Below are 20,064 nucleotides of genomic sequence, written 5' to 3' on the forward strand. Positions count from 1 at the left end.
GCTGTAGAATTAATGATCCTCGAGCAAAACATACAACGTGTCGAAGAAAAACTGCACCTGCTGCTCAAAAAGATGCAACAGGTGCAGTTAGAAAATACGTTGCTGCGAGAGGAGCTCAACACCAGGCAACAAGAGTTGCAAGAGCAGCAGGGAGCAATACAACACCTGGAAGATAAACTGCAGCTGATGAAAATAGCTGCCACTACCCAGGGAGCAAATCCCGTAGCAGAAGATGATGTGGCATTCCGTAAAGAGATACGTGGCAAAATCAATGATTATATCAAGGAAATTGACAGATGTATCGCTTTGCTCAATGCATAAGCGTAACCTGAAGTAAACAAGCAATACTATGGAGCAGCTCATTCCCGTAAATATAATAGTGGCCGACCGCTCGTACCGAATCAAGATTAAACCGGAGGAGGAGGAGGAAGTTCGCCGTATTATGAAAGAAGTGAATGAGAAAATTGTTGATTTTAAGGCGTCTTATGCAGGAAAGGACTTGCAGGACTACATCGCTATGGCCCTCATCATGTATGCTACCCACCCGGTAACCAGCGGCGGCAAAGCACAAGCCAGCACAGCCCCATTTTTACAGGAAAAGCTCGAGAAACTGGAAGAATTAATCAACCAAGCACTGGGTTAACACGTTACACGTTGTTTTACAACGGATTAGCTAAAATGCTAATAATCACGTATTAAACACGCTTTACTGCTATTTTTTTGTATTTTCGCGGGTCAGTTCTCGCCCCTGATACGCCTTTTCGGCGAACAGGGCCGGAGAATGCTACATAAATCAAGATTAAAGAAAACATATGGATGTTACACTTGCAATAACTGCTATAGCAGCTTTAATAATAGGGATTGCGTTAGGTAAGGTGATATTTGCTAAAAACACGCAGCAGAAGATTGACGAGGCCGAACAACAAGCTAAAAAAATCATTGCTGATGCGCAAACAACCGGTGAGAACCTGAAAAAAGACAGACTCCTGGAAGCAAAAGAGAAATACCTTCAGATGAAGAGTGAGCATGAAAAGGAAGTGCTCCAACGCAATCAGAAAATTCTGGAATCCGAAAACAGGATTAAACAGAAAGAACAAAGTCTTAACCAGAAAAATGAACAGGTTCAGAAACAGATCAACGAAAACGACGCGATCAAAGAAACCCTGAACCGCCAGATGGAACTGGTTACCATCAAACGTACCGAACTGGAAAAACACCAGGAGGAACACATCCGCCGTCTCGAAAAAGTGGCTGGCCTCACCGCCGAAGAAGCGAAACACCAGCTGGTGGAAAGCCTCAAGGAAGAAGCCCGCTCACAGGCACTGGCGCATATCCAGGAAATTATCGAAGACGCCAAAACAAAGGCTAACAAAGAAGCCAAGAAAATTATTATCCAGTCTATCCAGCGTACCGCTGCTGAGCAGACGATTGAAAATACCATCACGGTATTTACCCTGGAAAGTGATGAGATCAAAGGCCAGATCATTGGTCGTGAAGGCCGTAATATCCGCGCCATCGAAGCCGCTACCGGTGTAGACCTGATCGTGGACGATACCCCGGAGGCAATCGTACTCTCTTCCTTTGATCCACTGCGTCGTGAAATCGCCCGCCTCTCCCTGCAACGCCTGGTGCAAGACGGTCGTATCCACCCTGCCCGCATTGAGGAAGTAGTAGAAAAAACCAAGAAACAACTGGAAGAACAGGTAATGGATATCGGTGAAAGAACCGTTATCGAACTGGGTATCCACGGCCTGCATAAAGAACTGGTTCGCCTCGTTGGTAAAATGCGTTTCCGTTCCTCTTATGGTCAGAACCTGCTCATGCACTCCAAAGAAACTGCAAACCTTTGTGCTGTAATGGCGGCTGAACTGGGACTGAACCCTAAACTCGCCAAACGTGCCGGCCTGTTACACGATATCGGTAAAGTACCTGACGAAGAAACAGAGCTCAGCCACGCCCTCCTCGGTGCTAAGCTGGCTGAAAAATATGGTGAACATGCTGCTGTGGTGAATGCCATCGGTGCCCACCACGATGAGATGGAAATGCAATATGTTATTTCCCCGATCGTACAGGCTTGTGATGCGATTTCCGGTGCCCGCCCAGGCGCACGCCGCGAAATTATGCAGAGCTATCTCCAGCGTATTAAAGACCTGGAAAACCTCGCTATCGCACACGATGGTGTGGAAAAAGCTTATGCTATCCAGGCTGGCCGCGAACTGCGTGTAATCGTTGAATCTGATAAAGTTTCCGATAGCGATGCAGACCGCCTCTCTTTCGACATCGCTCAAAAGATCCAGACGGAAATGCAATATCCTGGCCAGATCAAGGTTACCGTTATCCGCGAGAAAAGAGCGGTAAACGTTGCACGCTAATTCGTGTAATAAATTTAGAATAACAGAATTTAGATTTTATATTGAGGCCTTCGGTTAGTACCGAAGGCCTTTTTTATTTCTGTAACTCTAAACGCAAACTATTCGAATGAAAAAAACCATGTTAAAACTGATGCTGGGAGCTTGTATTCTCCTGGGCGCCAGCCAGGCCTATGCACAGAAAAAAGCAATCTCTCTTTTTAATGGCAAAAACCTCGACGGCTGGAAAATTTACGGTACGGAAAAATGGTACGTGGACAATGGTGAACTTATTTGCGAAAGCGGCCCGGATAAGGAATATGGTTACCTGGGCACCGACAAATCCTTCAAGAACTTTGAGCTGACAGTGGTTTTCAAACAGGAAGCCAATGGTAACAGCGGCGTTTTCTTCCACTCCTCCATCGAGGGTACAAAAATTACCGGCTGGCAGGCAGAGGTAGCACCTCCGGATCAGCATACCGGTGGAATTTATGAGTCGTACGGCCGCGGATGGCTGATTAAGCCCGACAAAGAGAAGGAACAATATCTCAAAATGGGCGAATGGAACACCATGAAAGTAAGAGTACAGGGCGATCAGGTAACTACCTGGCTCAATGGCCATGAGATGATCACGCTGAATGATGCAAAAATCGGCGCTGCGGACGGTCAGATTGCCTTGCAGATCCACTCAGGTGGCGGCATTAAGGTAAGATGGAAAAGCGTTAAATTGGTACCATTAAAGTCATAATGAGCTACCAACACAAAGTTATACTCATCACAGGCGCCAGCTCCGGTATAGGCCGGGAGCTGGCGTTGTTGCTTGCACAACAACAGGCACGGCTGATACTCGCCGCCAGAAATAAAGAAAAGCTGATGGCGGTACAGCAGGAATGCCTGCAATACACACCCGACTGCCAGCTGCTCCCCATGGATGTAACGGATGAAGCACAGGTGAATACCGGCGCCGCCAGGGCCATAGCGCTGTACGGCCGCATCGATGTTTTAATTAATAACGCAGGAGTTACGCAGCGTTCCAAGCTCATCGACACCTCGGTGGCAGCTATCCGAACACTGATGGAAGTAAATTTCTTTGGACCTGTGATGCTCACCAAGGCCCTGCTACCACAATTTCAAGCCCAGGGAGACGGTCAGATTGTGGTGATCAGCAGTATGGCCGGCCTGTTTGGCTACCCTTGGCGCTCGGGCTATAATGCTGCCAAACATGCACTGAACGGCTATTTTGAAACATTACAAACGGAGCAACCTATTCCGGAGTTGTACACAACGATCGTTTGTCCGGGCAGGATACATACTCCCATTACCTATTCGGCTATAACGGGAGATGGCAGCGCCTTTGGGAAAATGGACCCGGGCCAGGCCCATGGTATCCCGGTGGACGTTTGCGCCAGGAAGATTATATCGGCCATGCATAAACGGCGTAAACTGGTAAAAATCGCCAGGGCCGAAAAAGTACTGCTGTGGATAAAACGATATTTTCCCCCATTATTTTATGTGATTGCCCGCAAAGGGAATTAACTTGCATCCTGTTTAACAGATTTTACAGCAATGTCCGAATTAGATACCATAGCAGCCACCGCACCTTTGCGCGACCTCCTTCAGCAAAATCCCCTGTTTGTATTTGCACTGAAGTCGGAAGCTACCGGTGAATTTGATGATGTGAATGCCCTTTTTGTGGGCATCGGCAAAGTGAATGCCGCCTACCACCTGACCAAAGCTATTGCTACGTACAAACCCGGGATTATAGTGAACCTGGGATCTGCCGGCAGTAATACTTTCGAGCGTGGCACCGTGGTGTGCTGTACCCGTTTCATTCAACGCGATATGGATGTTAGGCCACTGGGCTTTGCTTTATATGAAACTCCACTCTCCGGTGAGCCGCCTTTACTGGAATATGGCATCACTGCACCGGGCTTGCCATCCGGCACCTGCGGAACTGGCGACAGCTTTGAAATTGGCCATGTTACTGACGATTACAACGTAATCGACATGGAAGCATATCCCATTGCATGGATTGCCAAACAGGAAAACATCCCCCTGCTCTGCCTCAAATATATTTCTGATGGCGCTGATGGCGCCGCTGCCGACGACTGGTCCGTTGCCGTGCACCTGGCCGCCGCCGCGCTGAAAAAAGCGGTTGAAGAGCTGAAAAAATAAGCCCTTACATGCTAGATAAGTATAGTTCATCCTATATAAAAAATATCTGGTACTTAGTACTTAACGGGCAGATCACCTGAAAACTGCCGTCCGCTTACGCTACCTGACATCACATCGGGCAGCTGTCCTCATTTCTGCACTGTGAATAAACCGACTCTATCCAATTCCCCAGACGTATAATTCAATTTTTATATCTTTAGAAAGCCAACATGCGACTAAGCACGCAACGATGTAACTGTGGATCAAAGTCTGAAAATTTCAGACAGATCACTATGAACCTATAGCTAATGCCATCTACAACTGTCAACTAAAAACCAAAAATATCATGTCTTTAAACAGGCAAGAAATTGCAACGTCGCTGATTAATAAACACGACTTTAAAACCTACGCGGAAATTGGTGTATTCGTCGGAAAGAACTTTTTCCCTATCAAAGCGGAGAAAAAAATTGCGATCGACCCAGACTTCAAATTCAACTGGTTCAAAAAATTGAAACGTGCTATCACAAATGCTTCAAACTGGAATGCTTCCTACTATGAGCTGGATAGCGACCGCTTCTTTGCAGAGAAAGCTAAGGCCGTTTTCAAATCCAGAAAAATGGGGGTGTGCCTGGTAGACGGGATGCATGAATATCATTATGCGTTAAGAGACGTAGAAAATGCATTGCAATACATGGAAAAAAATGGTGTGATCATCATGCATGACTGTAATCCAGCTACTCCTGCAGCTGCCAGCACTTTCAGCGAATGGGAAGCCCGTGGTTTCAAGGATAACTGGAATGGTGATGTTTGGAAATCTATCTTACATATGAGAAGTACCCGTAAAGACCTGAATGTATTCGTTCTTGATTGTGATTTTGGGCTGGGTATCATCACTAAAGGTGAGCCCGAATCGATGCTTTCTTTTACTCCGGAAGAAATTGAGCGACTAACTTATGCTGATCTGGTAAAGAACAGAGAAGCATGGTTGAACCTAAAACCGGCATCTTACTTCTATGAACACTTCGGTTTACAGCAATCCGCGAAATAGTTGTGGAGCCGTACTGACATCTCCCTATATTTTTATACCTATACTATAACAGCTATTAATGCCCGAAGGAGATTGGAAAAAGCAGGACCCAGCCAGTCCTGCTTTTCTTAATTATTCTGATTTCAGACTTTTCAGTGGTTGCTGTGATGCAGCCCGGAGTACCTGTAAGCTTACCGCAATGAGGGATAGCGTTATAGTTACTACCGCAGAAATGCCGAACATCCACCAGGCCATGGCGGTTCTATAGCTATAATTCAGCAGCCAGTTGTGCATAAAATAATAAGCAGCTGCGAAAGCCAGCGGTGTTGCTATCAGAAGTAATGCTGCAAAATCACCGGACAATAACCGCCATATACTAAAAATACTGGCGCCTAATACTCTTCGGATGCCCATTTCTTTGGTACGCTGCTCCACCATATAAGCCGCCATACCGTACAGGCCAATAGCGCAGATAAATATTGCCAGGCAGGAAAATATCCCTACCAACTTACAAAAGCGTTGTTCTGCCCCAAATTTTACCTGGTAATCCCGGTCTACGAAACTGTAATCAAATGAATCGTTAGGGTTCACTTCCTTAAAAATGGATTCAACTTTTGCCATGGCTGTACTTACGCTCATTTCCGGGTTTATTCGCACCAGGATCTGGGTACCCGGATCATTTGATATATGATAAAATGCAGGCCGGACGGGCTCGAAAGGTGACTCTGCTACTACATCTTTCACAACGCCTATGATATGATAGGCTTCGTTGTCCCACGTAACCACGGCACCGACGGTTTCCTTCAGTCCCATATACTTTGCCGCCATTTCGTTAATCACAAATGCGTTGGAGTCGCTGGCATAAGCTTTTGAAAAATCCCTGCCGGCCACAAACTGCCAGCCTACCGTTTTACCATAATCGTGGGAAACGCCTTCGTTAGGGAAATCCAGTGCCACTGATTCATTTTTGCCAGGCCAGTGAAAGCCGCTGTTTGTATTCCATACCGAAGTAACAGGACTCCAGGCTTCCGCTGTGGCCACGGCTGCATTGGATTCCAGCAGCCTGCGTTTTAACAGCTCAAAATGAGTATGCAATACATTGGTGTGCACCTGTACGGTAATCAGTCCATTGCTATTGTAGCCTAAAGGCCGCTCTGCGCCCAGCTTTACCTGTCTGTAAACTACCAGCGTGGCGATCAGCAGTACCATCGCAATGGTGAACTGCGTAACGATCAGCACTTTTCTTGGGCCAATGGCGGCTTTTCCAGCCCGGAAGGTACCTTTCAATACATTTATAGGCCTGAAGGAAGAGAGATACATGGCAGGATAGCTTCCCGCCAGTAAGGCAACGCCTACGCTAAAAACTACTGTAAAACCCCAGAAATAACCACTACTCCATGGCATTACTATCTCTTTATAACTAATACTATTGAAAACCGGCAATAGTGCCTGTATCACCAATATTGACAGCACCATAGTGATGGTGGTAAGCAGCAGGGCCTCTATAAAAAACTGAAGGATCAGTTGCCGGCGGCGGGAACCTATAGCCTTGCGCACACCTACTTCCCTGGCCCTTGTCTCTGACCTTGCCGTACTCAGGTTCATGAAATTAATGCAGGCCAGTAGTAAGATGAAAAAGCCGCTGATACCCAATAGCCAGAGGTATTGGATCTGGCCGCCGCTATTAACGCCGTTGGAAAACTCGTTATAAAGATGCCATTTCCCCATAGGATGCAGGAATACTTCTGCATGAAAAATTTTCTCTTCTGCACGCACATGGTTGTACTTCACATCTTTGATAACCGCTGACACCTGTTCCATGGTGGTATTGGGAGCAATCTGCACAAACACCCTGTTGGAGTTGGCACGCCAGGGATTATCGCTCAGTTCAAGCTGTTGTAAACTGGCATATTTTTGCCAGGGCATGATGAATTTCACCCCTGCAAATGCACTGCTGGAAGGGAAATCAGGGTAAACACCTGTTACTTTCGCGGGCTGATCGCCATCCACTATCATGGTTTTATTCAGCGGATCTTCGTGCCCGAAACAGGCTTTAGCTGTGGATGCTGCCAGCAGGATGCTATTGGGGTCTGAGAGGTCTTTACTGCCGGTTACCTGTACCTGTAGCATATCGGGTAATCCCTGCTCGCAATAAATACCAGTGTTACTGAGATGTTTATTACCTACAGTGAGTACATGCGTCTGATCCCAGGTGGCGAGGGCCACCTGCTGGAAATAGCTGCCATAATCGCTGCGCAGTGTAGCTGCCATCGGAAAGGGCATATTATTACCTACCCCTATGCTGCCATTGGCGGTGGTCCGCTGATAGAGCTGCGCAATCCTTGGATAGTTATTAAACTGTTTGTTGTAACTCCATTCATCCACCATCCAGAAACCAATGAGCAATACCGTAACGATGCCGGAAGCCAGACCGGCAATGTTAATGACTGTATACACCTTATGTTTAAGGAGATTCCGGAACGCTATTTTAAAATAGTTTTTCAGCATGAAAGGTGGTATTTATGGTCGACACCTACCTAAAAGCAGACCAAAATCTTAAGGCATTGAATGTCAAATTATTCAATAGAGAATCAGTTTTGCAAATGTCCGGATTAGGACGGTAGGGTGTCCGGATTCAGGGGAAACAACACAGCCGGTTGCTGTGCAACCGGCTGTGTTGTTTTTAGTTTCAACAGGGCGTGTATTCGTCCCCGTTAGACTTTATTTTTTATCAAGGTCATTTTCATCTGCGTCGTCCGTATCTGTGCCAGGGAAGTCATCCAGGTTGTCCTGATCGTCTTCCAGGCCCTGTTCTTCGTCCTCGTCATCGTCTTCCTCCTCCTCATCATCCTCATCATCCTCATCATCATCGTCGTCATCGTCGTCATCATCATCCTCATCAACATCATCGTCATCATCTTCTTCCTCATCCTCATTATCATCATTATCCTCATCTCCTTCCTCCTCTTCATCATCATTATCATCGTCATCTTCTTCCTCCTCTTCCTCCTCCGCTTCCTCCTGAGATGCTGTTACATCTTCTTCATCAAAGCTATCCCGAATAATTTCATCATCCGGTTCTGCGTCTTCATCTTCGGAGGCGCCATCGCGTTCCTCTTCTTCGGCCTGGCGGAGGAAGCTATCGAAATGGATGATTTCATCATCTGGTTCGGCTTCTTCATCTTCGGAGGCGGGAATATTTTCTTCTTCGTCCGACATGAGGTGGAAATCGGAGCGTGGGCTGGTGGTGTTGAGGTCGTCGAGCTGGTGATCCGGATCGAGGAGTTCACCATCTTCAGACACCATCATGGTATGCCCGTTCACCACGGCTTCTGTACGGTCGCCGCGGCCGATGGTGGCGGTTTCATCATTGATGAGGGTAGGTTGTACCATTTCCTCATCGAAGAGTTCTTTGAGTTTTGGCAGATCGGCGGGGGAGTTGATGCCGAAATAGTCCATAAATGTGCGTGACACTGCATAGAGCAGTGGTTTTCCCGGCAGGTCTTCGCTGCGGCCGCTGATTACGATCAGTTCTTTTTCCAGTAGTTTCTGGATAGAGTAATCGGTACTTACGCCGCGGATATATTCGATTTCACCCTTGGAAATGGGCTGGCGGTAAGCGATGATAGCGAGTGTTTCCAGTGCGGCGGTCGACAATCGTTTGAGGAACTTGTCGCCGTTCAGCTGGGCCACTGTTTGATAATAATCTTTTTTGGTAAGAAACTGATAGCCACCACCACTGCTTCTTACTTCAAACGCGTAAAACTCCGAGCTATACTTTTCTTTAATGGCTTCAATGGCGGCTTCCACCTGATCCAGGGTTGCGCGATCTTCCAGGAATGCCAGTGCATTGTTCAATAAATCCAGGATTTCCAGCGCGGGCAGTGGCCTGTCGGCAGCAAAAATGAGTGCTTCCACGTGCGGAATGATCTGAGATATTTCCATAAAATTATTGTACGGGTGGCGGTTATAAGAAAAAGGTCAAAGACCGAAAATACCGTCTTTGACCCTTTTCTGAAAAATTTATTATTCAGTTGCTGATAAACTTTGAATAACGCTGAAATCTTATCAACCAGCGAGTGCGGCGGCACCACTAACGATCTCGGTGAGCTCGGTGGTAATGGCTGCCTGACGTGCACGGTTATAGGAGATTTTCAGATTGCGCAGCAATTCAGCGGCGTTTTCAGTTGCCTTATCCATAGCAGTCATACGGGCACCGTGTTCGGAGGCGTGTGAATCCAGGATAGCTTTAAAGAACTGTGTGTTCAGGATTTTAGGCATCAGCTCTGCAATCAGTACATCTTTCTCTGGTTCGAAGATATAATCTGCTTTCAGCCCGTTATCATCCTGGTCAATTTTAGCGATCGGCAGGAACTGCTCAGTCACATATTCCTGTACAGCTGCATTTTTAAATTCGCTGTACACAATTTCCACCGCATCGTAGGTACCATCGATAAAGCCAGTCATCGCAACTTCAGCAGCCTCTTTCACGTGTTCGAAGGTCAGACTACCGAACATTTGCCAGAAACGGTTATCAACTTTATAGCCGTTATTCAGGAAGTGCTCATAGCCTTTCTTACCGATAGGCATGATTTCAACATTTCCTTTCTCAAATTGTTCAGCGTACTTCTCACGAATGGTACGTTTTGCAGCTTTAATCAGGTTGGAGTTGAAAGCCCCGCACAGACCCCTGTCGGAAGTAATTACAACGATCAGCACTTTTTCAATCTCACGTTGAGCCGCCAGCGGGGTATTGATGTTACCTTCGCTGTTGGTTACAATATTTTGTAACATTTCCTGCAGTTTCAGTGCATAAGGACGCATTAACAAAATAGCATCCTGGGCACGTTTCAACTTCGCAGCACTTACCATTTTCATGGCTTTGGTGATCTGCTGACCAGATTGAATAGATTTGATTCGGTTACGAACTTCTTTAAGTTGTCCGGACATATAATTAAAATCGATTACGAATTACAAATGAGTAAAATCCAAGGTCTGCCCCCGAATTTGGCTGCAAAGGTAAGCATTGCAACCTTAATTTGAAAATCCGCAAAGAGATAATTTAAATTTTATTTACACAATTGATAATCAATTTGTTGTAGATAAAATTTTATTATAGGGTGATGGTAGTACCCAACACCTGCAAAAATGCCGCGATCCAGGTATGATGGGCCGGCCAGGCTGGTGCTGTCACCAGCTTCCCGTCCACCACAGTTTCGGTTACATTCACATTTACATAAGTGCCACCAGCCGCTGTTACCTCCGGTGCTACCGCAGGATATGCTGTAAGTTTGCGGCCACGAACTACATCCGCCGCTGTTAATATCTGGATACCATGGCATACGGCAGCCACCGGCTTATCATTTGTAAAAAAGTGTTTCACCAGCTCAAGTACATTTTTGTTGAGCCGCAGGTACTCCGGCGCACGGCCACCAGCAATCACCAATGCATCATAATCGGCCCCCGCCACGTCGTTAAAAGTTGCATTCAGCACAAAACCATGCCCCGGCTTCTCACTGTAGGTCTGGTCCCCCTCAAAATCGTGAATCGCCGTTTTTATCTTGTCCCCTGCCGCCTTATCCGGACATACAGCATGCACTTCATGACCAATCATCTGGAGCATCTGGAAGGGTACCATCGTTTCATAATCCTCTGCATAATCGCCGGTAAGCAGTAGTATTTTCTTTTGTGCCATGGTTTATTGAGTTTTTGTAAGAATTTTAAAAATGACCTTTTGAAGATAGTAAATTTCACCCAGCCTTATTTCCGTTCACCAGCAGATTTAACATCTTTATAAAAAAGCCGGTTGCAATCGGTTGTAAAAGTCAGGATCATTTTATATTTTGGGTCTCTCATTCCAGAATTAGTTATGAAAAAGATATTATTAGTATGTGGCAGTGTGTTACTCCTAACGGGTGCGCTGCAGGCTCAGAAAGCCTCGAAATCCGGATGGCAGGACCTTTTTAACGGAAAAGATCTTAAAGGCTGGAAACAGCTGGGTGGTAAGGCAATCTACACCGCCCGTAACGGCGAAATCGTGGGTACTACCGTGGTAAATACCCCAAACTCCTTCCTGGCAACTGAAAAGGATTATGGCGACTTCATCCTGGAGCTGGAATTTAAACTGGACAAGGAATTTAACTCTGGTATTCAGTTCCGCAGCCAGAGCCGCCCCGACTATAATAACGGCCGCGTATTCGGTTACCAGATGGAAATTGACCCGTCTGACCGTAAATGGAGCGGTGGTATTTATGAAGAAGGACGCCGCGGATGGCAGTATCCAATGGAATACAACCCTGGCGGACAAAATGCCTTCAAAAAAACCGACTGGAACAAATACCGTATTGAGTGCCGCGGCAACGAAATCCGTACCTGGGTAAATGGTGTAGCTACCGCCCACCTGGTGGATACGGCCCTGCCTAAAGGCTTCATCGCCCTGCAGGTACACTCCATCGGTAAAGACGGTGCCGACGCCGGCAAAGATATCAGATGGCGTAATGTCCGCATCATCGAAAACCCTTCTCCATCCCAATATTCCCCCTATGATAATATATATGTGGTAAACAATGTGGTAAACACCGTATCCGCCCAGCAGAAAAAAAATGGTTTCCAGCTGCTGTGGGACGGTAAATCCTCCAAAGGATGGAGAGGCTACAACCAGAAAGGCTTCCCTGACAAAGGCTGGACTTATAACGACGGTACCATGACCATCCACAACAGCAATGGCGACGAGATGGGCAGCGGCGGCGATATCGTTACCGAAAAGGAATACAGCGCCTTCGAAGTGGAATTTGAATTTAAATTGACCAAAGGAGCCAACTCCGGCGTGAAATACTTCGTAAAAGAGTCATATGACACCAAAGGGAAATCTGCCATCGGGCTGGAATACCAGGTACTGGACGACGAAACCCATCCTGACGCCAAATTGGGAAGGGACGGAAACCGCACACTGGCGTCACTTTACGATCTCATGACAAGAAAACAGGAAAAACGTGCCCTGCTACCCATTGGAGAATGGAACAAAGGTCGTATAATTGTGTATCCAAATAACCACGTTGAGCATTGGTTGAACGGTTTTAAGGTGTTGGAATACGAAAGAGGCTCTCAGGCTTTCAAAGACCTGGTAGCTATCAGCAAATACAAAAATTGGAATAACTTTGGTCTGTGGCCGGAAGGTCGCTTACTTCTCCAGGATCACGGCAACGAGGTATCCTACAGGAGCTTAAGAATTAAAACTCTCAAATAAAAATATTCATCTTTTTTTTCATTGTTCACTGTTCTAAATAAGCATTCCGATTCTTCGGAATGCTTTCTTTTTTTAGTTAGATTTAATATCGTCTAAACACTTCTTATGCGCATATCTAAGTACAAAGCAGGCCTGATCGCCCTCGCCGTATTATGTGCCGCTTCCTGTAAGCGGGCCGGCCGCGAGGAAACAGCCGAAAAACTAAAGGCCATTGCCTCCCGGTATTATGAGGAAAACATGGCCTTTAACCCTATCCAATCCACCTTCAACGGAGAAGACAAATATAACGGCGAACTCGCCATCGACATCAGCGATGAATGGCGCCTCCGCGTAGACTCCTTCTGCGTACGTTTTCAACAGGAGCTGGCCGGCATCGACACCAATGTGCTCAGCAGCAACGACCGCATTACCTACGATATGCTGACCAGGGAGCTGGCCATTACCCGCGAAGGATTTACCTTTCATGATAACCTGATGCCGGTGCAGCAGTTTACCTGCCTGCCGCTTACGCTGGCGCAACTCGGCTCCGGCAGTGCCGCACAGCCATTTAAATCCCTGAAGGATTATAAAAACTTCATTCACCGTATGCAGCGCTTTGCAGTGTGGACCGATACCGCCATTGCAAACATGAAAAGGGGCATGGCTACCGGTTATCTGCTGCCACAGGCACTCGTGGTGAAAACCATCCCGCAGATGGCCGCCCTGGCGCAAAAAGACTCATCCAATATTTATTTCGCACCGCTGAAATCTATTCCAGATACTATTACCGGTACCGAAAGAGCCCAGCTGGTGCTGGATTATACCGCTACAGTAAACGATTACATCATTCCTTCGTACGCTAAGCTGCAGCAGTTCCTGGAAACGGAATACCTGCCTAAAGCCCGCGCCACCAGCGGCATCAACGGCGTACCGGATGGCAAAGCCTACTACAGCTACCTTATAAAATACTGGACTACCACCGCTAAAACACCAGATGAAATATTTGCACTCGGTGAGCAGGAAGTAGCACGCATTCGCGGGGAAATGGAGCAGATCAAGAACAGCACCGGGTTCCAGGGCGACCTCCCCGCTTTCTTTGAGTTTGTAAGAAACGATAAACAGTTCCGCATCTTCCGGACACCGCAGGCAGTACTTGATTCCTTCAAGGCCATTGAAAATAAAATTATGCCCGGAGTGAAAAAAATGTATGGCCATCTCCCTAAAACAAAATTCGAAATCCGCCAAACGGAAGCATTCCGTGCTGCTTCTGCCAGCGCGGAATATCAGCCTGGAAGCCCGGATGGCAGCCGCCCCGGCGTATTCTACGTGCCCATCCTCGATGCCACCAAATTTAGCTATGTAGGCATGGAATGCCTGTTCCTCCATGAAGCCATTCCAGGCCATCACTTCCAGTTTTCATTGCAGCAGGAAAACGACTCCCTGCCTAAATTCCGCCGCTTTGCCTGGATCGGTTCCTATGGCGAAGGATATGCACTTTATTGCGAAAGCCTGGGTAAGGAACTGGGATTGTACACCAATCCTTATATGTACTTCGGGCGACTGAGTGATGAAATTCATCGGGCGATTCGTTTAGTCGTGGACGTAGGACTCCATACCAAAGGCTGGACCCGCGAGCAGGCGATCAAATACATGCTCGATAACGAACCTGTTTCCGAGCAGGAGGTAACCGCTGAAATCGAGCGCTACATGGCCATTCCGGGGCAGGCTCTCTCCTACAAAATAGGTGAAATCAAGATCCGTGATCTGCGCAATAAATACACGAAAGAATTAGGGAATAAGTTCCAGCTTTCTTCTTTCCACGATGAATTATTAAAAGACGGTTGCGTACCGCTTTCCGTTCTTGATCTGAAAATGGAAAGGTGGTCAAAATCATTTTAACAGAATTTTATGGAGAGATTTTACGAAAAAATCTCTCCATAATGGAAATCATATCTCTCTATAAATCAAATAGATACGACTGCAAAAACGTTTAACCTTTAACTACCGGGATAACAATTGCTGGCATTGCTTTGGTATTATGTAAGTCAAACCGATAGTATATGAAAAAGGCAACAATTTTACTTATAGCAGCAATGATAGCAGGCGTTAGCATCAACAAAAGTTTTGCCCAGGTGCGTGTGAATATCAACATAGGCAGTCAGCCACTGTGGGGGCCCACAGGCTATGATTATGTGCAATACTATTACCTGCCGGATGTAGATGCTTACTACGATGTACCTAACCGCCAGTTTATTTACCAGGAGCGCAACAGGTGGATATATGCCTCCGCATTACCGGCTTATTATCATTACGATATTGACAGGTGTTATAAAGTAGTGGTAAATGAGCGTGATCCGTTCCGCCGGGCGGATTATTACCGTAATACTTACGGCAGGTACAAGGGTTATTATGACAGACAGCCGCTTATCCGCAATAGCAGGGATGTAAGATATGTACAGGTACGCCGGGATTACCGGGACAATGACAGACGTTATTTTGCAGATGATCACGATAACCGTAATCATAACAGCAGCTGGAGAATTAATCAGGGCAGGGACAACCGGAATGACCGTAACGATAGGTGGGATAACGACCGCCGCAACGGACATGACAACAGAAGGGACGATGACCGCAGGGATCACCGGAGAGATAAATAAGGAAGTACGACGCTGACATAAGATAAAAGGCCACTCCAGGACGGAGTGGCCTTTTTCGATAAGTGAGTGATCTTTATAAAACTCGAAATAACCAACTTTAGTGTAAAGTCACCGTACCTACGGTGGTTACCTTACCTACAGTTACATTTACACCCAGCAAGGTAGTATCTTTTAAGATACCATTACCAGCTACGGCAACATTATATGCACCGGCATTTAACCCGGCCACCAGGAATGCACCGGTAGCGTCAGGAATTGCAGCGGCAATTGTATCAGCATTTTGCAGGATGAATACGCCTTTAGCAGATAATGGCGGCAGAACGATACCGGCGATAGAACCGCTGGTAGCTTCTGTATAAGTGCGGATTACCGGTTTCAGGATATACTTGCCGCTTCCGGTAGTAACCACAGATCTGTTAGCATCGAAATCGAGCCAGAGGCGGTATTCCACGCCGGCTACGAGGTCGGCATGTACATTCAGTTTCAGACCAGACTGCTGCGCAGAAGGTGTTTCCAGTGGAAAGCTGCTGCCACCGATTACCACGCTGTTGTTGCTTCCCAGCACCAGGCGAACCTGTGAAATTTTACCAGCAGGAATATCATAAGAAGCCAGCAGGGTATCGATACCATTGCTGAAATCAAGCAGGTTGTAAATACCTGGTTTAATGATGTGGAGCGACTGCCATCCGCTGGCAGTATCGGAGGTAGAATTTACCATTACGTCCTGAATGTCTACGTTCACTTCATCGTATGGCGATGGAGCATCAGTCAGGTAAACGCTGAATTTGGTAGTGCCTGATTTGCTATCCTCATTCTTTGAGCAGGAACTAAACAGTAATACAGTTGCGGCGAGGGCCGTCAGGGCGGCCGTGAAACGGTTCTTCATGTGTACGGTTAATTTAGAACAGAGTTTTAACAAAATTTATGCCTTTATTATATGGCACGTAAAAATAATATAAAACTTGTTTTTTTCCACTGAATATTAAAAATCATATGTATATATGAACCCCGAACCAAATAATGGCTGGCATTGTTTTAGCATAAGTTCATTAAAACGAAAAACTTATGAAAAAAGGATTATTCTTCCTGGTCATGTTTTTTTCATTGGGCGTATTTTCAGCCCGTACTGCCAGTGCACAGGTGAACATTAACGTGAATATTGGAAGTCAGCCGATTTGGGGGCCGGTAGGCTATGATTATGCAAACTATTATTATTTTCCTGACATAGATGCGTATTACTCTATTCCTCAGCGCCAGTATGTGTACCTGCACGGGAATAAATGGGTTTTCGCCAATGCTTTACCAGCCAGTTATCATTACGACGTATACCGTGGATACAAGGTAGTGGTGAATGACAGGGATCCATGGACAAGGCCTGACTATTACCGGGGTAAATATGGAAAGTATAAAAACCATTATGGTAAGCAGGTAATTATCCGCGATAGTGATGATCCGAAGTATTACAAGGTAAACGGAAAGGGCAATAAGGGAAACAATGGTAATCACGGGAATAACGGAAAGGGCAATAAAGGCAAAAATGGAAAGGGCCATGGTAATGGTCACGGACACAGATAATTTAAAAGTATACAGCAAAAGGGATCAGGGCCATGCGGCTTTGGTCCCTTTTGTTTTTCACTTTAGTCCTACGCACCAGGGTGGAAATGGTGTGGGTGCATTAAAAATTTCTGAAGATTTCCCTAACCTTGATTTTTAGAGATATTATTTCGTATTTTTATAACGCAGTTCCAATCTATTTACCTGAATCTTGACAAATAACTCCTGATGAATTCGTTTCAGGGGTGATCACGCGCATATGTAACTTATTTACATATGTGGTTTTTCGTTAGCCTTTAAGTCCGTTATGACAAACTGATTAACTATTTTATGGAGTTTTAAACCTGCTGCTATGTTTGACAATACCCTGGCGTTTTGCCGTGCTTTACCAGCCGTTACCACCGAAGTGAAGTGGGACAATGAACTGCGTTTGTTCGTAGGAGAAAAATTATTTGCAATGCTTTCTATGGATGAACCCCATAGGATTTCTTTTAAATGTCAGCCTGCACAGTTTCACAAGCTGATCTGCAAGCCGGGCATTGTGCCGGCGCCGCACCTGGCCCGTTATCACTGGGTACAGCTCAAGCAGGACGACACCCTGCCAGATACAGAGTTGGAACAATACCTGCAAAAGGCATATGAACTGGTGTTCAACTCTTTACCAGCAGCTGAACAACAACTTATACAAAACCATCACGCAAGTGCATAATGGTTATTTCCCGAAAATGGTAAAGAAGATATCGTACACACCGAATATGATCAGTGTGATGGCGAATAATTTTTCCAGCGCAGGCGTTTTCATTTTCACCGCAGTTTTGGCACCGAGGTAAGAAGCAGGAAAAGCGGTCAGCGATAACAGTAACGCGATATTCCAGTCGATATGCCCTAACCACCAATGCGTAAGTGCTCCCGGTACAGAAAGTATGGCGGACAATACCACCGCACAGGCCAGTGCCTGTTTGATGGGCATTTTGAGTTTTTTAATAAAGAAAGTACTAAACAATATACCACCGGCATTGGCTAGTAAGCCTGCCAGCAATCCAATACCCATAGCGGCTCCCAACAGTTTTACCGCAGGCACATCTTCTGCTGCCACCACTGTATCTTCTTCCGTGTTTTTCTTTTTCAAAAAGGAATATAACAGGGAGATGCCAATGCCCATGATAAACACAGCTGTCAATATCATCAACGTTTTTCCCGGCAGGTAACTACTGCACCACGAGCCCGCTATAGTGGCCGGCACGGCCATTCCCGCGCTGAGTAAAATAACCCTTGCATTAAATAACTTTTCCTTGCGGTATACAGCGGTAGCAGAAAGTGTACTGGTAATAGATGCCGGCAGTGGTGACGCCAGCGCAAAAAACGGATTAACGCCTGCAAAAATCTGCAGCGCCGGTGTACTAATCGCACTGCCTCCTTTGCCAAGCAAGCCGGAAAGATAACCTACAATAAGGCCAATAATCAATACCGGCAGGTACTGCGTTTGTTGTAACAAAAATTCCAAAATATGGTGGTTGGTTCGCTTAAAAATAAAATTACAGGTACTACAAATGTAGGCCAACCACATTCCTTAAAGAAATAAAAGCAATAACTAAAAGTTATGGGCAATAACTATTTATTATATTTATTTTTAGTCTATAAACAGAATAGGGATAAGGGTTTTATCGGATTGAGGGATAAAAAAACCTGCCATCTTGCGATGGCAGGCGCTGTTGATAGAATATAAATTCAGCATTATACTTTAGGTGCCCAGCCTTTTTCATAGTCGCGGCTCCACAGCTTCATCGCCGCATCGTCCGCAAGGATATGACCATTGGCCGGATCGGTGTGTAATACGCGCCCGGTTCGCTGCGAAATATTAGCCAGTAAGCATAGTAACGTACTGCGGTAACCTTCGCTTATTTCAGCATTTAACCTGGCATCGCCGCGGATGGTGTCAAAAAAGTTCCGGATATGCAGGCCATCCAGGTATTCGCCTGCAGGACTCACCGTATTGGTAACATTCCTCGTTGGCGGGTCCTGTTGTTTTACCTCTTTGATCAGCTTGTTATCGTTATCCATAATTTTATAAGCATCGCTGCCATTGCAATACAATGCCCCTTTGCTGCCAAATACAGCGAATCCCCGGCCACTTCCCTCCAGGGTGAATGGGTGACAGCTACGCCCTTCCCAGGTAACGGATTTACCGCCTTCAAATTCGAAATTTACCGTTTGAGTATCCGGCGTTTCCCAGTCATCCGGAGGATAAGCATAACGCCCACCCGCAGCAGTAACTTTTGTAGGCAAACCAAGGTTCATCATCCAGCGCAGGCAGTCTAGTTCGTGGGTGGCGTTGTTACAGGTTTCAGAGGTGCCCCAGTGCCAGCGCCAATGCCAGTCGTAATGCACGATGTTGTCCTGGAAGTCCCTGCGGGGCGCAGGCCCTTGCCAAAGGTCCCAGTTGAGTGTGGCAGGTACCGGCACTTTTTTACCGACACCAATTGGCTTACGATTATTTACATACCATGCGCGACCATAATACACCTCGCCAATGGCGCCTGCTTTAATCTCTGCTGCCGCCTGCTGCATATTAGGCCAGGAGCGGCGCTGATTACCCATCTGAATGTGGCGGCCATATTTAGCCCCCGCGGCAACCAGCAACTCGCCTTCACGCGGGTTGTGTGCGCAAGGCTTTTCCACATACACATGCTTCCCGGCAGCGGCGGCCATAATACCTGCTGGCGCATGCCAGTGGTCCGGCGTAGCCACCATCAGTGCATCAAAATCTTTTCGCTGAAGTAATTTACGGATATCCTTTTCTACGGTAGGAGTTTTGCTTTGCGCGCCGGATAAGGCTTTCAGGCCTTTGGCCACGGCCCCGTCCTCTACATCACAGATGTAGGCGACTGCTGCATTGGGCTGTTTGGCAGCCAGCTGCGCCAGCCAGTTGCCCCTTGAGTTAACCCCCATTACGCCCACTACAATTTTATTGCTCGGGGCATCTTTACCAAATACAGGAAAATTCAGATAGGTAAGTCCTGCGCCTAAGCCAGCAGCAGCGCCGGTTTTAACAAAATCCCTTCTCTTCATAACGATAGTATATTTTTAGATTTTCGGCAA

Annotated in this window: 19 protein-coding genes; 12 read left to right on the top strand and 7 right to left on the bottom strand. The window is 46.5% G+C overall.

Annotated elements, in window-relative coordinates; all coding sequences use genetic code 11:
* The first annotated feature begins 12 nt into the window (after window positions 1–12).
* From BUB18_RS03640 to BUB18_RS03670, 7 genes are all read left to right on the top strand, one after another.
* Window positions 13–321 (top strand): hypothetical protein, encoded by a 309-nt coding sequence (locus BUB18_RS03640; RefSeq protein ID WP_073078084.1) that lies wholly within the window; start codon window positions 13–15, stop codon window positions 319–321.
* A 28-nt stretch (window positions 322–349) separates the two neighbouring features.
* Window positions 350–643 (top strand): cell division protein ZapA, encoded by a 294-nt coding sequence (locus BUB18_RS03645; protein ID WP_073078086.1) that lies wholly within the window; start codon window positions 350–352, stop codon window positions 641–643.
* Between the two features lie 169 nt (window positions 644–812).
* Window positions 813–2,372 carry a ribonuclease Y gene (gene rny / locus BUB18_RS03650; RefSeq protein WP_073078088.1) on the top strand — a complete coding sequence of 520 codons (1,560 nt, stop codon included), beginning with the start codon at window positions 813–815 and terminating at the stop codon, window positions 2,370–2,372.
* A 106-nt stretch (window positions 2,373–2,478) separates the two neighbouring features.
* A complete protein-coding gene (locus BUB18_RS03655; RefSeq protein ID WP_245805606.1) occupies window positions 2,479–3,096 on the top strand; it encodes a 3-keto-disaccharide hydrolase in 618 nt (205 codons plus the stop codon).
* On the top strand, window positions 3,096–3,884 hold the full coding sequence (locus BUB18_RS03660) for an SDR family oxidoreductase (protein ID WP_073078090.1): 789 nt from the start codon (window positions 3,096–3,098) through the stop codon (window positions 3,882–3,884). Before BUB18_RS03655 ends, BUB18_RS03660 begins: the two co-directional genes overlap by 1 nt.
* A gap of 30 nt (window positions 3,885–3,914) precedes the next feature.
* Window positions 3,915–4,523 carry a 5'-methylthioadenosine/S-adenosylhomocysteine nucleosidase family protein gene (locus tag BUB18_RS03665; protein ID WP_073078091.1) on the top strand — a complete coding sequence of 203 codons (609 nt, stop codon included), beginning with the start codon at window positions 3,915–3,917 and terminating at the stop codon, window positions 4,521–4,523.
* Window positions 4,524–4,848: 325 nt separating this feature from the next.
* Window positions 4,849–5,550, top strand: coding sequence for a class I SAM-dependent methyltransferase (locus tag BUB18_RS03670; RefSeq protein WP_073078093.1), 702 nt, complete (start codon window positions 4,849–4,851; stop codon window positions 5,548–5,550).
* Window positions 5,551–5,661: 111 nt separating this feature from the next.
* Here BUB18_RS03670 and BUB18_RS03675 read toward each other — a convergent pair whose 3' ends face one another.
* The 4 genes from BUB18_RS03675 to BUB18_RS03690 form a co-directional block, all read right to left on the bottom strand.
* On the bottom strand, window positions 5,662–8,037 hold the full coding sequence (locus tag BUB18_RS03675; RefSeq protein ID WP_073078094.1) for an ABC transporter permease: 2,376 nt from the start codon (window positions 8,035–8,037) through the stop codon (window positions 5,662–5,664).
* 213 nt (window positions 8,038–8,250) lie between these two features.
* Window positions 8,251–9,474, bottom strand: coding sequence for an SMC-Scp complex subunit ScpB (gene scpB / locus BUB18_RS03680; protein ID WP_073078096.1), 1,224 nt, complete (start codon window positions 9,472–9,474; stop codon window positions 8,251–8,253).
* A 123-nt stretch (window positions 9,475–9,597) separates the two neighbouring features.
* A complete protein-coding gene (gene atpG, locus BUB18_RS03685; protein ID WP_073078098.1) occupies window positions 9,598–10,479 on the bottom strand; it encodes an ATP synthase F1 subunit gamma in 882 nt (293 codons plus the stop codon).
* A 163-nt stretch (window positions 10,480–10,642) separates the two neighbouring features.
* The gene (locus tag BUB18_RS03690; protein WP_073078099.1) at window positions 10,643–11,224 is read right to left on the bottom strand and encodes a DJ-1/PfpI family protein; all 582 of its coding nucleotides are present in this window, start codon (window positions 11,222–11,224) and stop codon (window positions 10,643–10,645) included.
* Between the two features lie 174 nt (window positions 11,225–11,398).
* Between BUB18_RS03690 and BUB18_RS03695 the strand changes: the two genes are divergently transcribed.
* The 3 genes from BUB18_RS03695 to BUB18_RS03705 all read left to right on the top strand — a co-directional run bounded on the left by BUB18_RS03695 (window position 11,399) and on the right by BUB18_RS03705 (window position 15,411).
* Entirely contained in the window at window positions 11,399–12,775 is a 1,377-nt protein-coding gene (locus BUB18_RS03695; protein ID WP_073078101.1) for a 3-keto-disaccharide hydrolase, read from the top strand.
* 105 nt (window positions 12,776–12,880) lie between these two features.
* Window positions 12,881–14,653: a DUF885 domain-containing protein gene (locus tag BUB18_RS03700; RefSeq protein ID WP_073078103.1), complete on the top strand. Its 1,773-nt coding sequence runs from the start codon at window positions 12,881–12,883 to the stop codon at window positions 14,651–14,653.
* A 161-nt stretch (window positions 14,654–14,814) separates the two neighbouring features.
* Window positions 14,815–15,411, top strand: coding sequence for a hypothetical protein (locus BUB18_RS03705; protein WP_143159813.1), 597 nt, complete (start codon window positions 14,815–14,817; stop codon window positions 15,409–15,411).
* A 97-nt stretch (window positions 15,412–15,508) separates the two neighbouring features.
* Here BUB18_RS03705 and BUB18_RS03710 read toward each other — a convergent pair whose 3' ends face one another.
* The gene (locus BUB18_RS03710) at window positions 15,509–16,297 is read right to left on the bottom strand and encodes a DUF4382 domain-containing protein (protein WP_073078106.1); all 789 of its coding nucleotides are present in this window, start codon (window positions 16,295–16,297) and stop codon (window positions 15,509–15,511) included.
* A 179-nt stretch (window positions 16,298–16,476) separates the two neighbouring features.
* On the opposite strand from BUB18_RS03710, the gene BUB18_RS03715 reads away from it, so the two are divergent.
* A complete protein-coding gene (locus tag BUB18_RS03715) occupies window positions 16,477–16,986 on the top strand; it encodes a hypothetical protein (RefSeq protein WP_073078108.1) in 510 nt (169 codons plus the stop codon).
* A gap of 331 nt (window positions 16,987–17,317) precedes the next feature.
* On the top strand, window positions 17,318–17,674 hold the full coding sequence (locus BUB18_RS03720) for an MmcQ/YjbR family DNA-binding protein (protein ID WP_073078110.1): 357 nt from the start codon (window positions 17,318–17,320) through the stop codon (window positions 17,672–17,674).
* A 3-nt stretch (window positions 17,675–17,677) separates the two neighbouring features.
* On the opposite strand, the gene BUB18_RS03725 is transcribed toward BUB18_RS03720, so the two are convergent.
* The gene (locus BUB18_RS03725) at window positions 17,678–18,469 is read right to left on the bottom strand and encodes a sulfite exporter TauE/SafE family protein (protein ID WP_073078477.1); all 792 of its coding nucleotides are present in this window, start codon (window positions 18,467–18,469) and stop codon (window positions 17,678–17,680) included.
* 230 nt (window positions 18,470–18,699) lie between these two features.
* Window positions 18,700–20,034, bottom strand: a complete 1,335-nt coding sequence (locus BUB18_RS03730; protein WP_073078112.1) for a Gfo/Idh/MocA family protein — start codon at window positions 20,032–20,034, stop codon at window positions 18,700–18,702.
* Window positions 20,035–20,064 lie beyond the last annotated feature (30 nt).

This window comes from Chitinophaga jiangningensis (genome assembly GCF_900142605.1).
Lineage (GTDB): Bacteria > Bacteroidota > Bacteroidia > Chitinophagales > Chitinophagaceae > Chitinophaga > Chitinophaga jiangningensis.

What these genes read in the sequence shown, in the direction of transcription:
- BUB18_RS03690 (WP_073078099.1), bottom strand. Translation starts at nt 11,224, where the DNA reads ATGGCACAAAAGAAAATACTACTGCTTACCGGCGATTATGCAGAGGAT.
- atpG (WP_073078098.1), bottom strand. Translation starts at nt 10,479, where the DNA reads ATGTCCGGACAACTTAAAGAAGTTCGTAACCGAATCAAATCTATTCAA.
- BUB18_RS03660 (WP_073078090.1), top strand. Translation starts at nt 3,096, where the DNA reads ATGAGCTACCAACACAAAGTTATACTCATCACAGGCGCCAGCTCCGGT.
- BUB18_RS03665 (WP_073078091.1), top strand. Translation starts at nt 3,915, where the DNA reads ATGTCCGAATTAGATACCATAGCAGCCACCGCACCTTTGCGCGACCTC.
- BUB18_RS03715 (WP_073078108.1), top strand. Translation starts at nt 16,477, where the DNA reads ATGAAAAAAGGATTATTCTTCCTGGTCATGTTTTTTTCATTGGGCGTA.
- BUB18_RS03670 (WP_073078093.1), top strand. Translation starts at nt 4,849, where the DNA reads ATGTCTTTAAACAGGCAAGAAATTGCAACGTCGCTGATTAATAAACAC.
- BUB18_RS03655 (WP_245805606.1), top strand. Translation starts at nt 2,479, where the DNA reads ATGAAAAAAACCATGTTAAAACTGATGCTGGGAGCTTGTATTCTCCTG.
- BUB18_RS03700 (WP_073078103.1), top strand. Translation starts at nt 12,881, where the DNA reads ATGCGCATATCTAAGTACAAAGCAGGCCTGATCGCCCTCGCCGTATTA.
- BUB18_RS03720 (WP_073078110.1), top strand. Translation starts at nt 17,318, where the DNA reads ATGTTTGACAATACCCTGGCGTTTTGCCGTGCTTTACCAGCCGTTACC.
- BUB18_RS03675 (WP_073078094.1), bottom strand. Translation starts at nt 8,037, where the DNA reads ATGCTGAAAAACTATTTTAAAATAGCGTTCCGGAATCTCCTTAAACAT.
- BUB18_RS03695 (WP_073078101.1), top strand. Translation starts at nt 11,399, where the DNA reads ATGAAAAAGATATTATTAGTATGTGGCAGTGTGTTACTCCTAACGGGT.
- BUB18_RS03705 (WP_143159813.1), top strand. Translation starts at nt 14,815, where the DNA reads ATGAAAAAGGCAACAATTTTACTTATAGCAGCAATGATAGCAGGCGTT.
- BUB18_RS03710 (WP_073078106.1), bottom strand. Translation starts at nt 16,297, where the DNA reads ATGAAGAACCGTTTCACGGCCGCCCTGACGGCCCTCGCCGCAACTGTA.
- BUB18_RS03645 (WP_073078086.1), top strand. Translation starts at nt 350, where the DNA reads ATGGAGCAGCTCATTCCCGTAAATATAATAGTGGCCGACCGCTCGTAC.
- rny (WP_073078088.1), top strand. Translation starts at nt 813, where the DNA reads ATGGATGTTACACTTGCAATAACTGCTATAGCAGCTTTAATAATAGGG.
- scpB (WP_073078096.1), bottom strand. Translation starts at nt 9,474, where the DNA reads ATGGAAATATCTCAGATCATTCCGCACGTGGAAGCACTCATTTTTGCT.
- BUB18_RS03730 (WP_073078112.1), bottom strand. Translation starts at nt 20,034, where the DNA reads ATGAAGAGAAGGGATTTTGTTAAAACCGGCGCTGCTGCTGGCTTAGGC.
- BUB18_RS03640 (WP_073078084.1), top strand. Translation starts at nt 13, where the DNA reads ATGATCCTCGAGCAAAACATACAACGTGTCGAAGAAAAACTGCACCTG.